Annotated in this window: 12 protein-coding genes; 6 read left to right on the top strand and 6 right to left on the bottom strand. The window is 74.6% G+C overall.

Going from position 1 to position 16,930, the window contains the following annotated elements; translation table 11 throughout:
- Positions 1-56 precede the first annotated feature (56 nt).
- Positions 57-1,334: an acyl-CoA dehydrogenase family protein gene (locus tag ACWDBB_RS06925; RefSeq protein WP_449788561.1), complete on the bottom strand. Its 1,278-nt coding sequence runs from the start codon at positions 1,332-1,334 to the stop codon at positions 57-59.
- A 414-nt stretch (positions 1,335-1,748) separates the two neighbouring features.
- Here ACWDBB_RS06925 and ACWDBB_RS06920 point away from each other — a divergent pair, with 414 nt between their 5' ends.
- The 3 genes from ACWDBB_RS06920 (at position 1,749) to ACWDBB_RS06910 (ending at position 7,616) form a co-directional block, all read left to right on the top strand.
- Positions 1,749-2,822: a GAF domain-containing protein gene (locus ACWDBB_RS06920; RefSeq protein WP_449788560.1), complete on the top strand. Its 1,074-nt coding sequence runs from the start codon at positions 1,749-1,751 to the stop codon at positions 2,820-2,822.
- Positions 2,823-3,156: 334 nt separating this feature from the next.
- Complete coding sequence (locus ACWDBB_RS06915) at positions 3,157-4,758, top strand: lipase maturation factor family protein (protein WP_449788699.1); 1,602 nt, start codon at positions 3,157-3,159, stop codon at positions 4,756-4,758.
- Positions 4,759-5,054: 296 nt separating this feature from the next.
- Complete coding sequence (locus ACWDBB_RS06910) at positions 5,055-7,616, top strand: hypothetical protein (protein ID WP_449788559.1); 2,562 nt, start codon at positions 5,055-5,057, stop codon at positions 7,614-7,616.
- A gap of 86 nt (positions 7,617-7,702) precedes the next feature.
- On the opposite strand, the gene ACWDBB_RS06905 is transcribed toward ACWDBB_RS06910, so the two are convergent.
- Positions 7,703-8,743 (bottom strand): transglycosylase SLT domain-containing protein, encoded by a 1,041-nt coding sequence (locus ACWDBB_RS06905; protein ID WP_449788558.1) that lies wholly within the window; start codon positions 8,741-8,743, stop codon positions 7,703-7,705.
- A 50-nt stretch (positions 8,744-8,793) separates the two neighbouring features.
- The gene (locus ACWDBB_RS06900) at positions 8,794-9,615 is read right to left on the bottom strand and encodes a helical backbone metal receptor (protein ID WP_449788557.1); all 822 of its coding nucleotides are present in this window, start codon (positions 9,613-9,615) and stop codon (positions 8,794-8,796) included.
- A 230-nt stretch (positions 9,616-9,845) separates the two neighbouring features.
- On the opposite strand from ACWDBB_RS06900, the gene ACWDBB_RS06895 reads away from it, so the two are divergent.
- The 3 genes from ACWDBB_RS06895 to ACWDBB_RS06885 are packed head-to-tail and all read left to right on the top strand — an operon-like array spanning position 9,846 to position 12,859.
- A complete protein-coding gene (locus tag ACWDBB_RS06895) occupies positions 9,846-10,946 on the top strand; it encodes an ABC transporter substrate-binding protein (RefSeq protein WP_449788556.1) in 1,101 nt (366 codons plus the stop codon).
- 3 nt (positions 10,947-10,949) lie between these two features.
- Positions 10,950-12,038, top strand: a complete 1,089-nt coding sequence (locus tag ACWDBB_RS06890; RefSeq protein ID WP_449788555.1) for a FecCD family ABC transporter permease — start codon at positions 10,950-10,952, stop codon at positions 12,036-12,038.
- On the top strand, positions 12,035-12,859 hold the full coding sequence (locus ACWDBB_RS06885) for an ABC transporter ATP-binding protein (RefSeq protein WP_449788554.1): 825 nt from the start codon (positions 12,035-12,037) through the stop codon (positions 12,857-12,859). The genes ACWDBB_RS06890 and ACWDBB_RS06885 overlap by 4 nt, the downstream gene beginning before the upstream one ends.
- A 57-nt stretch (positions 12,860-12,916) precedes the next feature.
- Here the strand turns inward: ACWDBB_RS06885 and ACWDBB_RS06880 are convergent, their stop codons facing one another.
- The 3 genes from ACWDBB_RS06880 to ACWDBB_RS06870 form a co-directional block, all read right to left on the bottom strand.
- Positions 12,917-13,912 (bottom strand): L-tyrosine/L-tryptophan isonitrile synthase family protein, encoded by a 996-nt coding sequence (locus ACWDBB_RS06880; protein ID WP_449788553.1) that lies wholly within the window; start codon positions 13,910-13,912, stop codon positions 12,917-12,919.
- Positions 13,913-14,022: 110 nt separating this feature from the next.
- Positions 14,023-15,357, bottom strand: coding sequence for a cytochrome P450 family protein (locus ACWDBB_RS06875; protein ID WP_449788552.1), 1,335 nt, complete (start codon positions 15,355-15,357; stop codon positions 14,023-14,025).
- Between the two features lie 98 nt (positions 15,358-15,455).
- Positions 15,456-16,826 (bottom strand): MFS transporter, encoded by a 1,371-nt coding sequence (locus ACWDBB_RS06870; RefSeq protein ID WP_449788551.1) that lies wholly within the window; start codon positions 16,824-16,826, stop codon positions 15,456-15,458.
- Positions 16,827-16,930: the final 104 nt, after the last annotated feature.

Below are 16,930 nucleotides of genomic sequence, written 5' to 3'. Positions count from 1 at the left end.
GAGAGGCCGCCAGGAACAGGTCAAGTACCGCTCGTGGCGGGGCGGGCGGACGGGTCTCAGCCCGCGAGTGGCATCGGCAGCACCCGTCCGCCCCGTCCCGGCGGCTTCTCCGCCGGGGCGTCCCGCTGGGCGGCGAGTTCGCTCCAGGCCCAGCTGGTCAGGTCGGACAGCTCCGCCGACCACTGCTTGCCGTACGTGCCCGAGGCGAACTGCCCGAGCCGCAGCCGCTGGACGTCGGAGGTGCCGGCCGGCGGGTAGACGTGGGTGGCGTCCCTCAGGTAGCGCTCGATGCCGAACTCGGGCTGGAGTCCGCGGGCGGCGTGGATCTCCATGGCGTTGCGTGCGGAGTCCAGCGCGTACTCGGTGTTGATGAGCTTGGCGTTCATCAGCTCGGCGTCGCAGGCGCGGCCGTGGTCGAGCAGGTGGGAGGCGTGGTAGGCGGCGAGTCTGGCGGTCATCAGCCGGGACTGCATCTCGCCCAACTTGAGCATGATGTTGGGAAGTTGGTTGATCGGCCGACCGTACAGGACGCGCCCCTCGGCGAACCGGACGGTGTCCTCGACGACCGCGGTGTGGATGCCGAGCGCGACGGCGGCGAGGTTGATCCGGCCGTAGAGGGTGGAGGAGGAGTAGGCGACGTCCAGGCCCTGCCCCTCCCGGCCGAGCCGGTTGGCGGCCGGAACGCGGCAGTCCTCCAGGAGGATCTCGCCGAAGCTGAAGCCGTGCAGCCCGCTCTGCGACCCGGGGGAGCCGGTGCGGAACCCCACGCGGTCGCTCTCGACCAGGAAGGCGGACAGGCCCCGGCTGCCCCGGCCGGTGCGCAGGACCACGCCGTGCACGTCCCCGATGTGGGAGTTGCCGACGAAGCACTTGCGGCCGTTGAGCACGTACTCGTCGCCGTCGCGGACCGCGGTGCCGGTCATCCCGAGCACGTGCCCGCCGGACTCCGGCTCGGTGACGGCGATGGTCGGCAGGCACTCTCCGGAGGCGAACTTCGGCAGCCACTTGCGGCGTTGGGCCTGGGAGCCGTAGTGGAGGACCTTGGCCACGCCCAGCTGGGAGGCCTGCGCGATCGAGCCCGCGGCCCCGCTGACCCGGGCCAGCTCCTCGATGATCACGGTCTTGGCGACGTGCCCCAGGCCGAGGCCGCCGAACTCCCGCGGGATCGTCACGCCGATCCAGCCCTGGCGGGCGATCTCCCGGGCCAGCTCGAACTCGATCTTCCGTTCGGACTCCATCCCGGCCACCCTCGGCCGCACCTCCTTCTCCGCGAAGTCACGGACCTCGGCGCGAAGGTCCTCGTGACGGTCGTCGGTGAAGTAGTCCATCGCCATTGCTCCGGTCCTCTCGATGCGTGTGGTGCCGTGCCTCCGTCCGTGCCGTCGATGCCGCTCCGGCGACGCCCTCGGGGGGGCGGTGGGGGTGCGGGAGTTCCGGCCGGTCGCCCCGGTGCGATCGGCGCATGCGTCACGGGGCGGTGTCCCGGTGACGGGCGCCGTCCGTGTCTTCGGCAGGGCTCATTGTTGTATGGGGCACCGGGGCATCCCAGAGTCGATCTTGGATTGGCGCGATTCGGTCCATCCCCGCCGGGAGGGGTTTCGCCCGAGCCTCGGACGGGAATCGAACTTCGCTTCCGTGACGGTCCGTCGACCTGTCGTTCACATGCGGTTTTGACAAGCCATCGGCAATGCCGAGGAACGCCCGATCAAAGCGTTCCAGCGGTTCTGATGTCTGGTTACATGTGCGCCATGACTGATGTGATGAGCACTCAAGGCCAGTTCCCGGGTGCCTCCGGGGAGTCCGCGCGAACCCGCAGGCTGCGCGGCCTTGGGCTCAACGACCCGTCCGCGGACGAGGCCTTCGACCGCTTCGCCCACCTGGCAGCCAGTATCACGCGCGCTCCCATCGCGATGGTCAACTTCATCAACGACGAGCGCCAGATGTTCCGGGGGCTCTACATCCCGCCAAGTTCGGCCGACGCCCCGGCCGAGGACGGGTCGTCCTGGGCGGACCGCGGCATCGCCTTCGACCTCCCCACCCGCGAGATGCCGCTGAGTCACGGCTTCTGCCCGCACGTGGTCGCCCAGCGCTCCCCCCTCGCCCTCGACGACATCCTCGCCTACCCCCGGTTCGCCGGGAACCCGGTGGTGGACGAACTCGGCGTCCGCGCCTACCTCGGCGCCCCGCTCGTCGACGACACCAACACCGTCATCGGCACCGTCTGCGTCCTCGACCGGGAACCCCGGCAGTGGGGGCGCGAGCGGCTGCGCGACATCCAGCACCTCGCCGAGGCGCTGCTCTCCGAGATCCGGCTGCGCGACAGCCTGCTCGCCCAGCGCCAGGAGATGTTCGCCGCCTTCGACGGCTCGCCGTTCCCCATCATGCTCACCGAGGGCCCGGGCCAGGAGATCCGGTACGCCAACGCCCAGCACGCCGACACCTTCGGCGCGCCGACGGCCTACGGGACGATCGGCGCCGCGTACCCGCTGCTCGGCGCGGTAGGCCTCGAACAGACCGTCGCCGAGGCCTACCACACCGGTCGCACCGCCGTCCTCGACGACGTCCGGATCCAGTCCGCCCGCCCGGACGCCCAGCGCGGCCCACAGGTCTTCAGCTTCACCTGCACCCCGCTGCGGGCCGCGCTCACCGGCCGGATCAACGGCGTCCTCACCGTCGGCATGGACATCACCGCCCGCTCCCGCACCGAGGAGGAGCTCGGCACGCTGGCCGCCCTGCTCGTCGACCGGCTCCAGCAGAGCGGCGCCTCGGTGCCCGGCCGCTCGGCCATCGCCGGCGAGGCCGGAACCCGCCTGCCCGGCTGAACCCCGGCCGGTGCGGACCGTCCACCACCGTGGCGGGCGCCTCTCACCCCGTGGAGAGGACCCCGCCGCGGTGCGGCCCCGGTGCCGGCGCGGTGCCGCCACGGTGCCGTCCGGGGACGGGAGTTCACCGGGAGCCCGCCGGAGCCCGCCCGAGTCGGAGCCGAGCCCCGCCCGAGTCGGAGCCCGCCGGACCCGAACCCCGCCGGAGCCCGCCCGAGTCGGAGCCCGCCCGAGCCCGCCGGGCCCGCCGTCCGGGCCGAGCGGGTGAACCGACCCCGTACCACCGCCCCGACCGGCCCCGCGCCCGGGGTCCCGGGTGGTAGGCATGGGCCGCATGGACTGGTTCGCCGCCCCCGACTACTGGCTGAGCCGACTGCTCGTCCAACGCCTGCTCGCCGCGCTCTACCTGATCGGATTCCTGGCCGCCGCCGCGCAGTTCCGCGCCCTGATCGGCGCCGACGGCATGCTGCCCGTGCCCCGGTTCACCGCCCGCGTCCCGTTCCGACAGTCACCCGGCCTGTTTCACCTCCACTACAGCGACCGGTTCTTCGCCGCCGTCGCCTGGAGCGGCGCCGCCCTCGCCGCCGCCGTGGTGGCCGGGCTCGGCGACGCCGTCCCGCTCTGGGCGTCCGTCCTGCTGTGGATGGCGCTCTGGGGCCTCTACCTCTCCATCGTCAACGTCGGGCAGACCTGGTACTCCTTCGGCTGGGAGTCCCTGCTGCTCGAAGCCGGCTTCCTCGCTGCGTTCCTCGGCAACGCCGACACCGCCCCGCCCGCCCCGGTGCTCTGGCTGATGCGATGGCTGGTCTTCCGGGTCGAGTTCGGCGCCGGACTGATCAAGCTGCGCGGCGACAGCTGCTGGCGTGACCTGACCTGCCTCCAGTACCACCACGAGACCCAGCCGATGCCCGGACCGCTCAGCTGGTTCTTCCACCACCTGCCCGCCCCGCTGCACCGGGTCGAGGCCGCCGCCAACCACGTCGTCCAACTCGTCGTACCGGTCTGCCTGCTGCTGCCGCAGCCGGTCGCGAGCTACGCGGCCTGCGCCGTCCTCGCCACCCAGCTCTGGCTGGTCGCCTCCGGCAACTTCGCCTGGCTCAACTGGCTGACCATCGCCCTCGCCATCGCCGCCGTGCAGCCCGCCCGCCTCGGCCTGCCCGTCCACGCCCGCGCGTACCCCGGCGCGCCGGCCTGGTACGAGGCGCTGGTGATCGCGCTGACCGCCGCCGTCGTCGTGCTCAGCTACTGGCCGGTGCGCAACATGCTGTCCCGCGGCCAGGCCATGAACCGCTCCTTCAACCGGCTGCACCTCGTCAACACCTACGGCGCCTTCGGCAGCGTCAACCGGCTCCGCCAGGAGGTGGTGGTCGAGGGCACCGACGAGGCGGTGCTCACCCCGCACACCGTCTGGCGCGAGTACGGCTTCAAGGGCAAGCCCGGTGACGTCCGCCGACTCCCGCGCCAGTTCGCGCCCTACCACCTGCGGCTCGACTGGCTGATGTGGTTCGCTGGCATCTCGCCCGCCTACGCCCGCCCCTGGTTCCTGCCCTTCGTCGCCCGCCTGCTCGCCGGCGACCGGGCCACCCTGCGCCTGCTGCGCCACAACCCCTTCCCGGACGCCCCGCCGACCCACGTCCGGGCGACCCTCTACCTGTACCGGTTCACCGATTGGCGCGAACTGCGGGAAACCGGCGCGTGGTGGCACCGAACCGCGCTCAGCGAGTACCTCGCGCCGGTCGATCTGCGGGCCCTCGGCCGCGCCGGGTACCGGCCGCCGCTCGGCCGGCGGGGCCCGGCGGGAGGCCGGGGCGTCCGGGAGGTGCCGCTGGGAGGGTTCCAGCGGCCCGGCCGCCAGTCCGGCCGCCGGTCCGGTCCGTCAGGGCCGTCCGGGCCGTCCGACGGGGGACGGCGCGGGCCCCGCGGAGAGGAGCCGTGAGCAGCACGGACACCCGTCCGGAGCAATGACGGACCAATGACGGACCAAGGACGGACCGCCGTGCGGACCACCCGTGCGGACCGCCCGAGTGGCGGCCAGGCGGGCGGTATGGCATACGACACCCGCCCATCCGGACGGTGGGTGCGTGCAAGGCTCGAACGGGCACCCGTATTCTGGGCGTCCACAACCGGCAGCCCGACCGCGCGCCCCCTTGCCCCCCAGGGGCGACCTCGCGCACCCGGTCCGCCGCCCCCTCGCCGCCAGCCCCGCCGTCGTCGCCCAGAACCGGACCTCACATGACAGTGCTTCACTCGCGCAACGCCGACGCAGCCGACCCGGCGGACGTCGCCGACGCCGCAGACGTCAAGGACCCCCAGGACGCCGCCGCGGAGCCCGACCTCCGCGAGGACCTCGGCCGCTACGCGGAGCTCGGGGCCTTCACGCTCACCGCCGAGACCCACGCCTGGTACGCGGCCGTCGACACCGTCGCCACCCCCGAGGACGCCCGCGCCGCCTCCACGGCCCTCGCCGAGCTGCGCGGCAGCGACCTCCAGCAGACCCGGGAGGCCGTCGCCGCCCTCGCCGCCGACGCCAAGCTCGAAGAGCCCGACACCGTCGCCAAGACCGCGCTCCTGGTCGAGATGCTCCAGCGGGTGCACCGCACCTCCGCGACCCTCTTCCCCGCCGCGTACGACGCCGACCTCGGCGCCCTCGCCGCCGCCACCGCCGACAGCGCCTGGCGCCGCGAGAACGGCGTCAAGCTCTCCTGGCTGCGGGGCCGCTCGCTGCGCAAGCAGGCCGTCGCGCTCGCCATCGACCGGCGCATCCGCCGGGAGGACCTGCACGAGGCTCTCACCTCCGCGGAGATCGAGCGCCGCGCCTGGGCCGCGCTCGCCCCGGTCGGCACCCTCCCGCGGGTGCCCACCGACGGCGCCCTGGTCGACCGCACCGCCCAGGCCTTCGAGGCGATCAACACCGGCCTGCGCGGCCTCGCCCGCCTGCTGCCCGACCACGACCTGGACGGGCTGCCCTTCGCCGAGCTGATCGACCTGGTCGAGCGGCTCGCCGCGGACGAGGGCACCCTCTACCGCCTGCCCACCATCCGCGGCCTGCGCGCCGGCCTGGAGGAGGCCGGCCTCGCCGACCTGCTCGCCGAACTCGCCGCCGCCAAGGCCGACCGCCGCGCCGCCGAGGCCGCTTACACGGCCCGCCAGGCGCTCGCCGGCGGGCAGCGGGACGGGCTGGCGGAGCAGGCGGCCGCTGTCGCGGTCGAGGAGACGGTGGTCGAGGAGCAGCCGGGTACCGAGGAGACCGCGGAGGCGGCGGCCGAGACCGCGGTCGAGGTCGGCGCCGAGGTCGACGGTGGGACCGGTGCAGAGGAGGCTGCGGCCGAGCAGTCCGGGACCGACGAGCCGGGGACCGAGGAGTCGGTCGACCGGGCTGACGCCGAGGCGGCTGCCCTGCAGGCGCTGGCCGCCGGGCAGCGGGACGGCCTCGTGGAGGAGGTCCCGGTCCTGGTGACGCCTGTGGCGGAGTCGGCCGACGACGCTGCTGCGGCGACTGTGACCGAGGCTGACGAGGTCGAGGCCGACGTCGTGACGGAGGTCGAGGTAGAGGTAGGGGCGGAGGCAGAGACGGCGTCGGACGCGGGTGCCGCTGACGACGAGCCGCCGGCGGCGCAGGCCGAGGAGGAGACGCCGGTTGCCGTGGTCTCCCTCCCGGCGCCTTCCCCGGCGGCCGACGACCTGGTGGCCGCCGCGACCGCCGCTCTGGCCGAGGCCGCGGACGAGCCGACGGCGGAGGTGGAGCCGGAGGACGCCCCGGTCACCGAGAGCGCCGAGGTCATTGAGGTCGTTGAGGCCGTAGGGGCCGAGGAGACCGCTGCCGAGGTCACGGTCGAGGAGCCGGCCGTCGAGGACGCGGTCGCGCCGGTGGTCGAGAACGCGCCTGAGGCTGTCGTCGCAGAGCCCGAGCCTGAGGCTGTCGTCGCAGAGCCCGCCGTGGCCGAGCCCGCCGTCGCGGTCGAGGAACCGGCCGTTGAGGTCGAGGAGGCCGCTGCTGAGGTCGCGCCGGCGGCCGAGATCGAGTCCGAGTCCGAGCCTGAGGCCGTAGCGGCGGAGCCTGCCGCCGAGGAGTCGGCCGAGGTCGAGGGTGCCGATGCGGTTGTCGAAGCTGCTGAGGCTGAGGTTGAGCCGGTCGTCGAGTCCGAGTCCGAGTCCGAGACCGAGCCTGAGGCCGTAGCGGCGGAGCCTGCCGCCGAGGCCGCTGAGGTAGTCGCCGAGGTCGTCGTGGCGGAGCCTGCGGTCGAGGAACCGGCCGTTGAGGTCGAGGAGGCCGCTGCTGAGGTCGCGCCGGCGGCCGAGATCGAGACCGAGTCCGAGACCGAGCCTGAGGTCGTAGCGGCGGAGCCTGCCGCCGAGGAGTCGGCCGAGGTCGAGGGTGCCGATGCGGTTGTCGAAGCTGCTGAGGCTGAGGTTGAGCCGGTCGTCGAGTCCGAGTCCGAGACCGTTGTCGAGGAGCCCGTCGCCGAGACCGAGGCTGTTGCCGTCGAGGTGGCGGAGCCGGTCGTCGAGGCAGAGGAGCCGGTCATCGAGGCCGAGCCCGTCGTCGCCGAGGCTCCGGTCGCCGAGCCGGAGGCCGACGCCCGTCCCGCGAAGCCGGACTTCACGCCCGGTCGCCCCGTGACCGCCTACTCCGCCGAGGAACTGCTCGCCGTCGTGCGGTGGGTGGACGGTGACGGTGTCGAGCGGAGCGACGAGGAGCTGCTGCGGGCGGCCATGAAGGAGCTGGGCTTCGCCCGCCTCGGCCCCCGGATCAAGGAGGCGCTGGGCGCCGCCGTCGCCGCCGCGCGCGGCTGACGACGTACGGCCGCAGGGCCGGGGCCCGGGACGCGAGCACGCGTCCCGGGCCCCGTCGTGTTCCGGGGGTGAAACGGTGCCCTCCGTCAGCCGGCCTTGTTCCACGGCTGGCTGGACATCAGCGCCTTCACGTTGGCGACGTACGCCGGGTTGGGGATGGCCAGGCTGCCGACGGCCTCGCCGGTGGCCGGGTCGATGACGACGCTGTAGTGCACGTTGCCCGCGCCCGCGTTGTACGCGGAGACGACCAGGTCGAGCAGCGGCGTCTTGCCGGTGACCGGGTCGGGGGAGAGGTCGTACTTGCCGCCGAACGAGGAGTCGCCGTAGTAGGCGACGAGCCAGTCGAGCAGCTGGGTGCCGAGCTGGACGTTCCCGGCGAGGGTGGCGGGGTCGGAGGTGGTGCCGAACTTGCCGTTCATCCAGCTGACGGTGTTCGGCATGACCTGCATGGTGCCGATTCCGCCGTCGCAGGCGACGATGCCGGACTGCCAGCCGCTCTCCTGCCAGGCGATCGCCCTGACGAGGTTGACGGGCAGCGGCGGGAGCTGGTCGGTGCCGCCGCTGCCGAGCCTGAGCGTCCGGGTCTGGCCGGCCGCCGCCCCGAGCGCCGCGCCGACGGCCTCCTTGGCCTCGTCCGGCCGGGGCTTGCCGGGCGCGCAGCCGCTCTGCGCCGGGGGCACGTGCGGGGTCGAGAGCGCCGGCGGTGGAGGCGCGACCGGGCCGGGCTTGGCGCTCGGCACCGGCGCCGCGACGACGGGCTTGGCGACGGGCGGCTGGGTCGTCACCCCGGCGGGCAGGCTGCCGGCTCCGGCCTTGGCGGTGCTGCCCGGCTGTGTGCTCGGGGAGGGCTTTCCGAAGGTGCCCGGGCCGGTGCTCTGTCCGGTGGCCAGGCCCTGGGTGGCGGCGGGGCTCGTGCTCGCCGGTGCGGTCGGGCTCGGCGCGGTGCTCGCGGACGGGCTCTCGCTCGGTGTCGCGACGGGCGAGGCGCTCGCGGCCACCGGGGTGCCGCCGGACGACGCGTCCCGGTGACTGTCGGCGTGCTCGGTGCCGCAGCCGGCCAGGACGGCGGCCGAGACGGCGGCGGCGGACATCAGGCCCAGGGTCCGCCCGGTCGTGCTCACTCTCATGTGTGGTCCCCCCACTGGTCACCGGCGGCCGCCGGTGAGTGGCGGTCATCCTACGAGGTGCCCCTGCCACCAGGACCGAGCGGATGGTCGAGGGCCCGCCGAAGCACGGCCGGGGCCGTCACCAGCGACGGCCCGTACCAGGTCAGGTGCCGTCCGCTGACCAGCGCCGCCGGTGTCTCCGGGAATGCCTCCGGGCCGTCCTCGGCCGTGAACCGGTACGGCTCGTCCGGTAGGACCACCAATTCCGGCCGACAGGCGATCAGTTCGGTAAGCGGGACGGCGGGGTAGCGCTCGGGGTGGTCGGCGTGGACGAGCCGCAGGCCCAGCCGGCGCAGCAGGTCCCCGGCGAAGGTGTCGCTCCCGAGGACCATCCACGGTCGGCGCCAGATCGGCACGACGGTCCGCGGGCCGTCGACGTCCGGAGGAGTGCCGCCGCTGCAGACGGGGGCCCAGGCCGCCTCCGCCTCGTCCAGCCAGGCCGGGCGGGGCAGCCCGCAGGCGGTGGTCAACAGCCGGTCCAGGGAGCGGAAGGCGTCGTCCAGGGTGCGGATGTCGGTGACCCAGACCGGGACGCCGGCCGCCCGCAGCGCGTCCAGGTCGGGGCGCCGGTTCTCCTCGTCGTTCGCGAGGACGAGGTCGGGTGCGAGCGCGAGGACGCGCGGGACGTCCGGGTTCTTGGTGCCGCCGATCCGGGTGACGGACAGGTCGGCGGGGTGGCTGCACCAGTTCGTGGCGCCGACCAGCAGCCCGGGCGCGGTGGCGGCGACCGCCTCGGTCAGTGAGGGCACCAGCGAGACCACCCGGCGGGGCGGGCGCGGCCCGAGCCGGACGGGAAGGTCGAGGTCGTCGCGCGGGGCGGTGGGGGCGGCCATCCGGCCAGCCTACGTCCGGCTTCCCGGCGAGGGGGCGCGCCGCAGGCGACCGGTCGCGAATCGCGGGGAACCGGCCGCCCGGGCCGTCCGACTACCTGGTCCGGGTCCGCAGCACGGGCCCTCGGCACGCACGAGCGCCGAGTGCCAACGCCGAGCACCGAGCACCGAACGCAAGCACCAAGCACCGAACACGATCGCCGAGCGCGATCACCGACCAGGAGAGAGTTGTCATGCGCCCTCGCGTCGTCTGCGGAATCGCGGCCGCCGTCGCCCTGTTCGCCACGGCCTGCGGAAGCGGGACCGGGGGCGGGCAGAGCGCCTCCGTCACCGTCCAGCCCGCCCCCGGTGGTGGATTCCCCGTCAAGGTCGCCGACTGCGCGGGCAAGGAGACCACCATCGCCAAGGCGCCCGCCAGGATCGTCACCAGCAACGCCTCCAGCCTGGAGCTGCTGCTCCGACTCGGCGCGGGGGAGCGGGTGATCGGCACCGGCTTCCCGCCCGGCAAGGGCACCCTGCCCGCCGACCTCGCCGAGCAGGGCGCCAAGGTGCCGGCGCTCGGGGACAAGGGCATAGCCAAGGAGAAGCTGCTCGGCTCCGGAGCCGACCTCTACGTGGACACCTTCGGCGCGATGCCGATGATGGGCGGCGGCGCCACCGGGCCGAGCGAGGAGGAGTACGCGGCGGCCGGCATCCAGCACGTCTACCTGCTCTCCACCGCCTGCGCCGGGACACCGAAGGCCGCCAAGGCGCCGCGCACCGACCTCGCCGGGATCGAGGAGGACGTCCGCCGGCTCGGCGCCGTCACCGGAACCGCGGCGCGCGCGGAGGAACTGGTCGCCGGGATGGAGAAGCAACTCGGCGAGGTCCGCACCGCGCTCGCCGCCGTGCCGGAGGCACAGCGGCCGAGCTACTTCGTCTTCGACTTCGACGCCGGCACCAAGCAGCCGGTGGCGGTCTGCGGCCGACAGGTCGCCAACGCCGTGATCAGCCAGGCCGGGGCGCGCAACGTGTTCGCCGACTGCGACGCCGACTTCAAGCCCGGCTCCTGGGAGGACGTGGTCGCCAAGAACCCGGACTGGATCCAGCTGGCCGTGCGCAACCGGGGCAGCGAGGAGGCCACCCGCAAGGCCTTCGACGAGGCCGAGGCCTTCCTGAAGGACTTTCCCGCGACCCAGGGCCTGAAGGCCGTCCAGGAGGGGCACTTCGTCCGGCTCGGCTCCGAGGTGACCACCATCGCGGGGGTCCGCAACGCCGACGCCGTCCGGCAGATCGCCGCCACCATCCACCCGGACCTGGTCAAGAGCCCCGACCTCGCCAAGAACGGGCAGTAGCCGGTGACTTCGGCCACCTCCCGGAAGGAGCGCGGCGACGCCCGCCCGGCCCGCACCCTGCGGGCCGGGCCGCTGGCCGCCGCCCTCACCGCCGCCCTGGTACTCGCGCTGACCGCCGCCGTCTCACTCGGCTCGGTGGACGTCCCGCCCGGCGAGGTCTGGTCGGTGGTCGCCCGCCGACTCGCCGGCCGGGCCCCCGAACCCGGCACCCGCGACCTCATCGTCTGGCAACTGCGCGTCCCACGCGCCCTGTTGGCCGCCGTGGTCGGCGCCGGACTCGGCCTGGTCGGCACCGCCGTACAGGCCCTGGTCCGCAACCCGCTCGCCGACCCCTACCTGCTCGGCATCTCCTCCGGCGCCTCGCTCGGCGCGGTCGCCGCCATCGTCCTCGGCACCACCCTCGGTCTCCAGCTCTCCTTCGGCAGCGCGCTCGGCCTCACCGTCTCCCTGGCGGCGTTCGCCGGCGCGCTCGCCGCGTTCTCACTGGTCTGGCTGATGGCCCGCCGCGGTGGCGGCTTCTCCCCGCTGCGCCTGGTCCTCGCGGGCATCGGCATCGCCCAGTTCCTCGGCGGCATCACCAGCTACCTCGTCCTGCAGACCCGCGACGAGCAGCAGACCAGAGGCGTGCTGTTCTGGCTGATGGGCAGCCTCGGCGGCGCCGTCTGGGCCCAACTCGCCCTCCCCGCCGTCGCTGTGGCGGTGGGACTGGCGCTGCTCCAGGCCCGCGCCCGGGGGCTCAACGCGATGCTGATGGGCGACGAGACGGCCGCCGGGCTCGGCGTGGACGTCACCCGGCTGCGCCGCGAGGTCTTCGTCGTCACCAGCGTGCTCACCGGGGTGCTGGTCGCGGTCTCCGGGGCGATCGGCTTCGTCGGACTGATGGTGCCGCACGTGTGCCGACTGCTGCTCGGCGGCGACCACCGGCGGCTGCTCCCGCTGTCCGCGCTGACCGGGGCGCTGCTGCTGGTCGTCGTCGACACCGTGGCCCGCACCGCCCTGGACGGCCAGGAACTGCCGATCGGCGTGGTCACCGCCGTCCTCGGCGCCCCCACCCTGCTCTACCTGCTGGACCGACGACTGGAGCGCAGTTGAGGATCGCCGTCGAGGACCTGAGCGTCGCCCTGGCCGGCCGGACGGTGCTGGCCGGGGCCAACCTGATCGCCGAGGAGGGAGAGATCGCCGGACTGGTCGGGCCCAACGGCAGCGGCAAGTCCAGCCTGCTGCGCACCGTCTACCGGCACCTGCGGCCCAGCGCGGGCCGAGTGCTGCTGGCCGGGCGGGACCTGGCGGAGCTGCGGCCCGCGCAGTCCGCCCGGCACATCGGGGCGCTGCCCCAGGAGCGCGGCGGGGACTTCGAGTTGAGCGTCCGCGAGGTGGTCGCGATGGGCCGCACGCCCTACAAGCGGGCCTTCGCGGCGGACGGCGCCGAGGACCACCGGATCACCGCCGAGGCGCTCGACCGGGTCGGCATGGCCGAGGCCGGCGACCGCCGCTTCGCCCAACTGTCCGGCGGCGAGAGGCAACGGGTGCTGCTCGCCCGGGCGCTCGCGCAGCAGCCGGACGTCCTGGTGCTGGACGAGCCGACCAACCACCTGGACGTCCGGCACCAGGTCGAACTGCTGGCGCTGCTCCGGGAGCAGCGCCGCACGACCCTGGTGGCCCTGCACGACCTCAACGCCGCCGCCTCGGTCTGCGACCGGCTGCACGTCCTGCACCGCGGCGCCCTGGTGGCCTCCGGGGCGCCGCGCGAGGTGCTGACCGCCGGGCTGCTGGCCGAGGTCTTCGGGGTACGGGCGGCGGTGGTGGAACACCCGCTCACCGGCGACCCGTTGATCGCCTTCGACCACCGTGCCCCGGCGGCGGACCCGGCCATCGCTCCCACGCGCTGCGGGGTCGACGGCAGGGCCGGGTAGCGCAGGGGCCGGCCGCCCCCGGTGCCACCCGGCCCGCGCGGGCCGGCGAGGCGTGCCTCAGCAGCCCTCGTAGTGGCTCGGCCTGCCGTCCCGCAGCACCAGCCGGCCAAGTCTGGCGGCCTCGTCGTTGCGCAGCAACTCCCGCTTGCCGCCGGTGCGGTGGAGCACCGCCGAGTGCCAGGGCGTGGTCCAGGCATCGGCGGACGCCAGCAGTCGGATGCCGAACTTGGACGCCCCGGCCGGCTGCGGGTGGATGGAGAGCCGGACGGCGCGCGGGTGGTGCTCGGCGATCAACTCGCCCCAGGCACGGCTGCGTTGGATCACCCCGTAGGCGCGGCGGCGGCACTCCCGCTGGAGGGCGGAACGGGTGCCGGTGAAGCCGATGGTGTCCTCGGTGAGGAAGCGGGTGATGCCCCGGTAGAGCCGCAGGGTCTCCTCCTCGGTCAGCACCTGCTCGCGCAACTCCTCGACGCTCGGCGCGTACTGGGCGTGCACCCGGGCGCGTTTCTCGTCGTACGGGAGGTCGCCGAGGACGGCCCGCAGGTCGAAGGTGTCGAGGTGGGAGAGGCCCTCGTGGGCGATCATCGCGGTCAGGGCGTCCGAGTAGGCGTCTATGTGATCGTCCGGGACGTTGATCAGATCGCCGAAGATGTGGCCGTCCGAGCAGATCAGGATGCGGGCGCCGGGCGCGTGCAGGCGGCCGATCTCGGCGCAGAGCCCGTCGAGGAAGGTCAGCGACAGCCGTTCGCCCTCGTCCGGCAGGTGGCCGAGCACCTTCGCCGGGTTCGGCGACTTGCAGGGGAAGCCGGGCAGGGTGAGGACGATCGGCTCGCCGGCGGTGATGAAGTCCGCCAACTGCGCCAGCTGGAGCGGGAAGTGCTCCGGGCCGGCGTCGAACTCCGGGTCCGAGGCGCGACGGTGTGGCAGCAGCAGGCCGAGGACGCGGGCGGCGAGGGCGGTGGCGCCGGCGCGGGTTCCGGGGCCGTCGGGGGCGTCGGGGGCGTCGGGCGCGTGGGGGGTGATGACGGCAGGGGCGGTGCCGACGGGCGGCATGGCGGGTCCTCCAGGGAAGGTCGTGCGGGGCGCGGGGTGCGGGGTGCGGGGTGCGGGGTGCGGGGCGCGGCTCCGGGCGGGTGGAGCCGGGTGGCGGGACGCGTCCGGGGTCAGCGGCGGTGGTCGTAGGCGACCGGCAGCCGGCTCACGCCGCGCGCCAGGACGGCGGGGACCCAGGTCAGGTCCGCCAGACCGTCGCCGGGCGCCTCGGCCGGGCGCAGGCCGGGCAGTCGGGTGAGCAGGGTGGCGAGGGCGATCTGGAGTTCTGCCCGGGCCAGCGCGGCGCCCGGGCAGAAGTGGATGCCGTGGCCGAAGGCCAGGTGGGCGTTGGGCGTGCGGTCGAGGTCGAGGCGGTCGGGCTCGGGGAACTGTGCCTCGTCGCGGTTGGCGGCGCAGAGCGAGACGATCACCGAGTCGCCCGCCGGGACGGCGGTGCCGAACAGGTCGCTGTCCTCGGCGAAGAACCGCCAGGTGGTGAGCTCGAACGCGGCGTCGTGGCGCAGCAGTTCCTCCACCGCCCGGGCGAGTCGGCCGGGCTCGTCGACGCCCTCGCGCAGCCGGGCGAGCTGCTCGGGGTGGCGCAGCAGGGTGACCAGCATGGTGGTGATCTGGTTGGTCACCGGCTCCTGCCCGGCGACGAGCAGCTGGAACACCATGGAGTCGAGCTCGGCGCGGCTCAACTCGCCCGCGTCATGGGCGGCGACGAGCCGGCCCAGCAGGTCCTCCTGCGCCGCCCAGCCGGGCTCCCGGCAGTCGGCGCGCTTGCGGGCGACGACGTCGGCGATGTACGTCTGGAGGCCGCGCAGCCGCGCCTCGTACGCCGGACGGCCGGGGTCCTGCGGGCCGACCGGCGCGACCACCTTGCCCCAGTCCCGGTCGAAGCGCTCCGCCAACTCGGTTGGCAGTCCGATGACTTCGGCGAGCACCCGGAAGGGGTAGTGGGCCGCGAAGCCGGCCACCAGGTCCGCGCCGCCGGACTCCGGCAGCTCGTCCACCAGCGCGTCGGCCAGCTCCCGGAACCGGGGGCGCAGCGACTCCACCCGGCGCGGGGCGAAGGCGTCCAGCACGAGCCGGCGCATCGAGGTGTGCTTGGGCGGGTCCTGGTGGAGCAGGTGGACCTGGAGCTGGGAGTGCTGCGGCTCGGGCATGATCGACGCGAGTCGGCGCCAGTTGTCGTTGCCCAGTGCGTGGTTCTTGCCGAGGCGGGGGTCGTTGAGGGCCGCGTGGGCGGCCCGGTAGCCGGTGACCAGCCAGGCGTGGATGCCGCTCGGGAACTCCACCCGGTGCACCGGCCCGGCCTCGCGCATCCGCTGGTAGAGGGGGTACGGGTCGCGCTTGTACGCCGGGCCGTACAGCGGGACGGGGGAGGGGAGCCGGTCGTACCCGTACGGGCAGCCCGGGACGTCGTCGTCGGCGGAGGCCGGGCCGGGGATCGTTTCGGTCATCGGGGATCCTTCGGTGCGGTGTGGTGCGGGTCGGGGGTGGTGCGGGGGTTCGGGGAGCTGTGTCGCGGTGCGGGTCGGGGTGGTGTGGCGTGGGGCGGTCAGGGCGTGGGGCGGCGGTGCAGCGCGAGCAGGGCGACGGCGGTGGCCGCGACGAGTGCGGCCAGCGCGATCCCGGCGCGGGTCCCGGTGACGGTGCGGCCGCCGGCCAGGGCGGCGGCGGTGGCGAGGGCCGGGCCGAGGGCGAAGCCGAGGCTGCGGGCGAGCTGGACGGCGGAGCCGGCGGTGGCGAGCTTTCCGGGCGGGGAGGCGGACATCACCAGGGCCTGGGTGGGGCCGCCGTTGAGGCCCATCCCGGCACCGGCGAGCGCGAGTCGCGCTGCTATCTCGGCGGCGGACCAACCGGCGTCCAGCGGGACGAGCAGGGCCAGGCCGAGGGCCGTGACGGCGGCGCCGGTGAGCGCGGTCGGTCGGGCGCCCCAGCGGTCGGCCAGCCGGCCGCCGACCCGGCCGGCCAGCACCATGCCGAGCGGGAACGCCAGCATGGTGAGCGCGGTGGCGGTGGCGCTCTCGCCCCGGGGGCCGCGCAGGTGCTGGGCGAGCAGGTAGTGGCAGGCCGCGAAGCCGGCGGCGAGCGCCAGCACCGAGGCGTTGACCCCGGCGGTCCCGGCGGCCCGCAGCACCTCGGCCACCGGCCGCCCGCCCGGGCGGCGCAGCCAGAGCAGCACCAGCGGCACGGCGGGCAGGGCGAGCAGCAGCCACCCCGGTGCCTGTGGGGCCAGGGTGAGCCCGAGCAGGACGGCGGCCACGGCGGCGCCGATCAGCCCGGCGTCGCCGAGCGAGGACCGGTCGGGCGGCCGCAGCCCGCCGCGACGCGGGGCGCGACGCCACACGACCAGGACGGCGGCCAGGCAGACCGGCAGCTTCACCAGGAAGATCGCCCGCCAGCCCAGGTGGTCCAGCAGCAGACCGCCGACCACCGGCCCGGTGACGGCGCCGAGCGGACCGAGTGTCGCGGGCACGCTCATCGCCCGGCCGCGCAGCTCGGGCCGGACGGAGGTCGCGGCGAGCACCGGCATCAGGACGAAGAGCACGGCTCCGAAGGCGCCTTGGAGCATCCGGGCCGCGATCAGCCAACCGGCCCACGGGGCGCAGGCGGCCAGCACGCTGCACAGGGCGAAGCAGCCGACGGCGAACAGCAGGGCCGAGCGGGTGCCGACCTGATCCAGCCACCGCCCGGCGGGCAACAGCAGGGCGACGAGCGGGAGCTGATACCCGAGGACGGCCCACTGGGCGACCCCGGGGGAGACGTGCAGGCCGGCCGAGATGTCGGTGAGCGCGAGGTTGACCACGTTCATGTCGAGCATCGCGACGAACGACAGCAGGCCGGCGGCTACGACCAGGCTCCAGCGGTCGGCTGGCGGTTGACGCTCCGTCAGGGATGGGGCGGCCGGGGTTGGTTGTGCTGTCACGAAGTCCCTCCGTCTCCCGTGCTGCTGCAGCGGACACCGCCTCGGCGGCGGGGTCCGGTACAGCAGTCGGTGGCGCGGGGGCTCCGGTTCCGAACACTTGGGGG

The organism is Kitasatospora sp. NPDC001095, assembly GCF_053598615.1.
Note: the sequence above shows the minus strand (reverse complement) of the source record. Positions and strands in the feature narration are given on the sequence as shown.

Coding starts and splice junctions, on each gene's coding strand:
- ACWDBB_RS06925 (WP_449788561.1), bottom strand. CDS start 1,334: ATGGCGATGGACTACTTCACCGACGACCGTCACGAGGACCTTCGCGCC.
- ACWDBB_RS06920 (WP_449788560.1), top strand. CDS start 1,749: ATGACTGATGTGATGAGCACTCAAGGCCAGTTCCCGGGTGCCTCCGGG.
- ACWDBB_RS06915 (WP_449788699.1), top strand. CDS start 3,157: ATGGACTGGTTCGCCGCCCCCGACTACTGGCTGAGCCGACTGCTCGTC.
- ACWDBB_RS06910 (WP_449788559.1), top strand. CDS start 5,055: ATGACAGTGCTTCACTCGCGCAACGCCGACGCAGCCGACCCGGCGGAC.
- ACWDBB_RS06905 (WP_449788558.1), bottom strand. CDS start 8,743: ATGAGAGTGAGCACGACCGGGCGGACCCTGGGCCTGATGTCCGCCGCC.
- ACWDBB_RS06900 (WP_449788557.1), bottom strand. CDS start 9,615: ATGGCCGCCCCCACCGCCCCGCGCGACGACCTCGACCTTCCCGTCCGG.
- ACWDBB_RS06895 (WP_449788556.1), top strand. CDS start 9,846: ATGCGCCCTCGCGTCGTCTGCGGAATCGCGGCCGCCGTCGCCCTGTTC.
- ACWDBB_RS06880 (WP_449788553.1), bottom strand. CDS start 13,912: ATGCCGCCCGTCGGCACCGCCCCTGCCGTCATCACCCCCCACGCGCCC.
- ACWDBB_RS06875 (WP_449788552.1), bottom strand. CDS start 15,357: ATGACCGAAACGATCCCCGGCCCGGCCTCCGCCGACGACGACGTCCCG.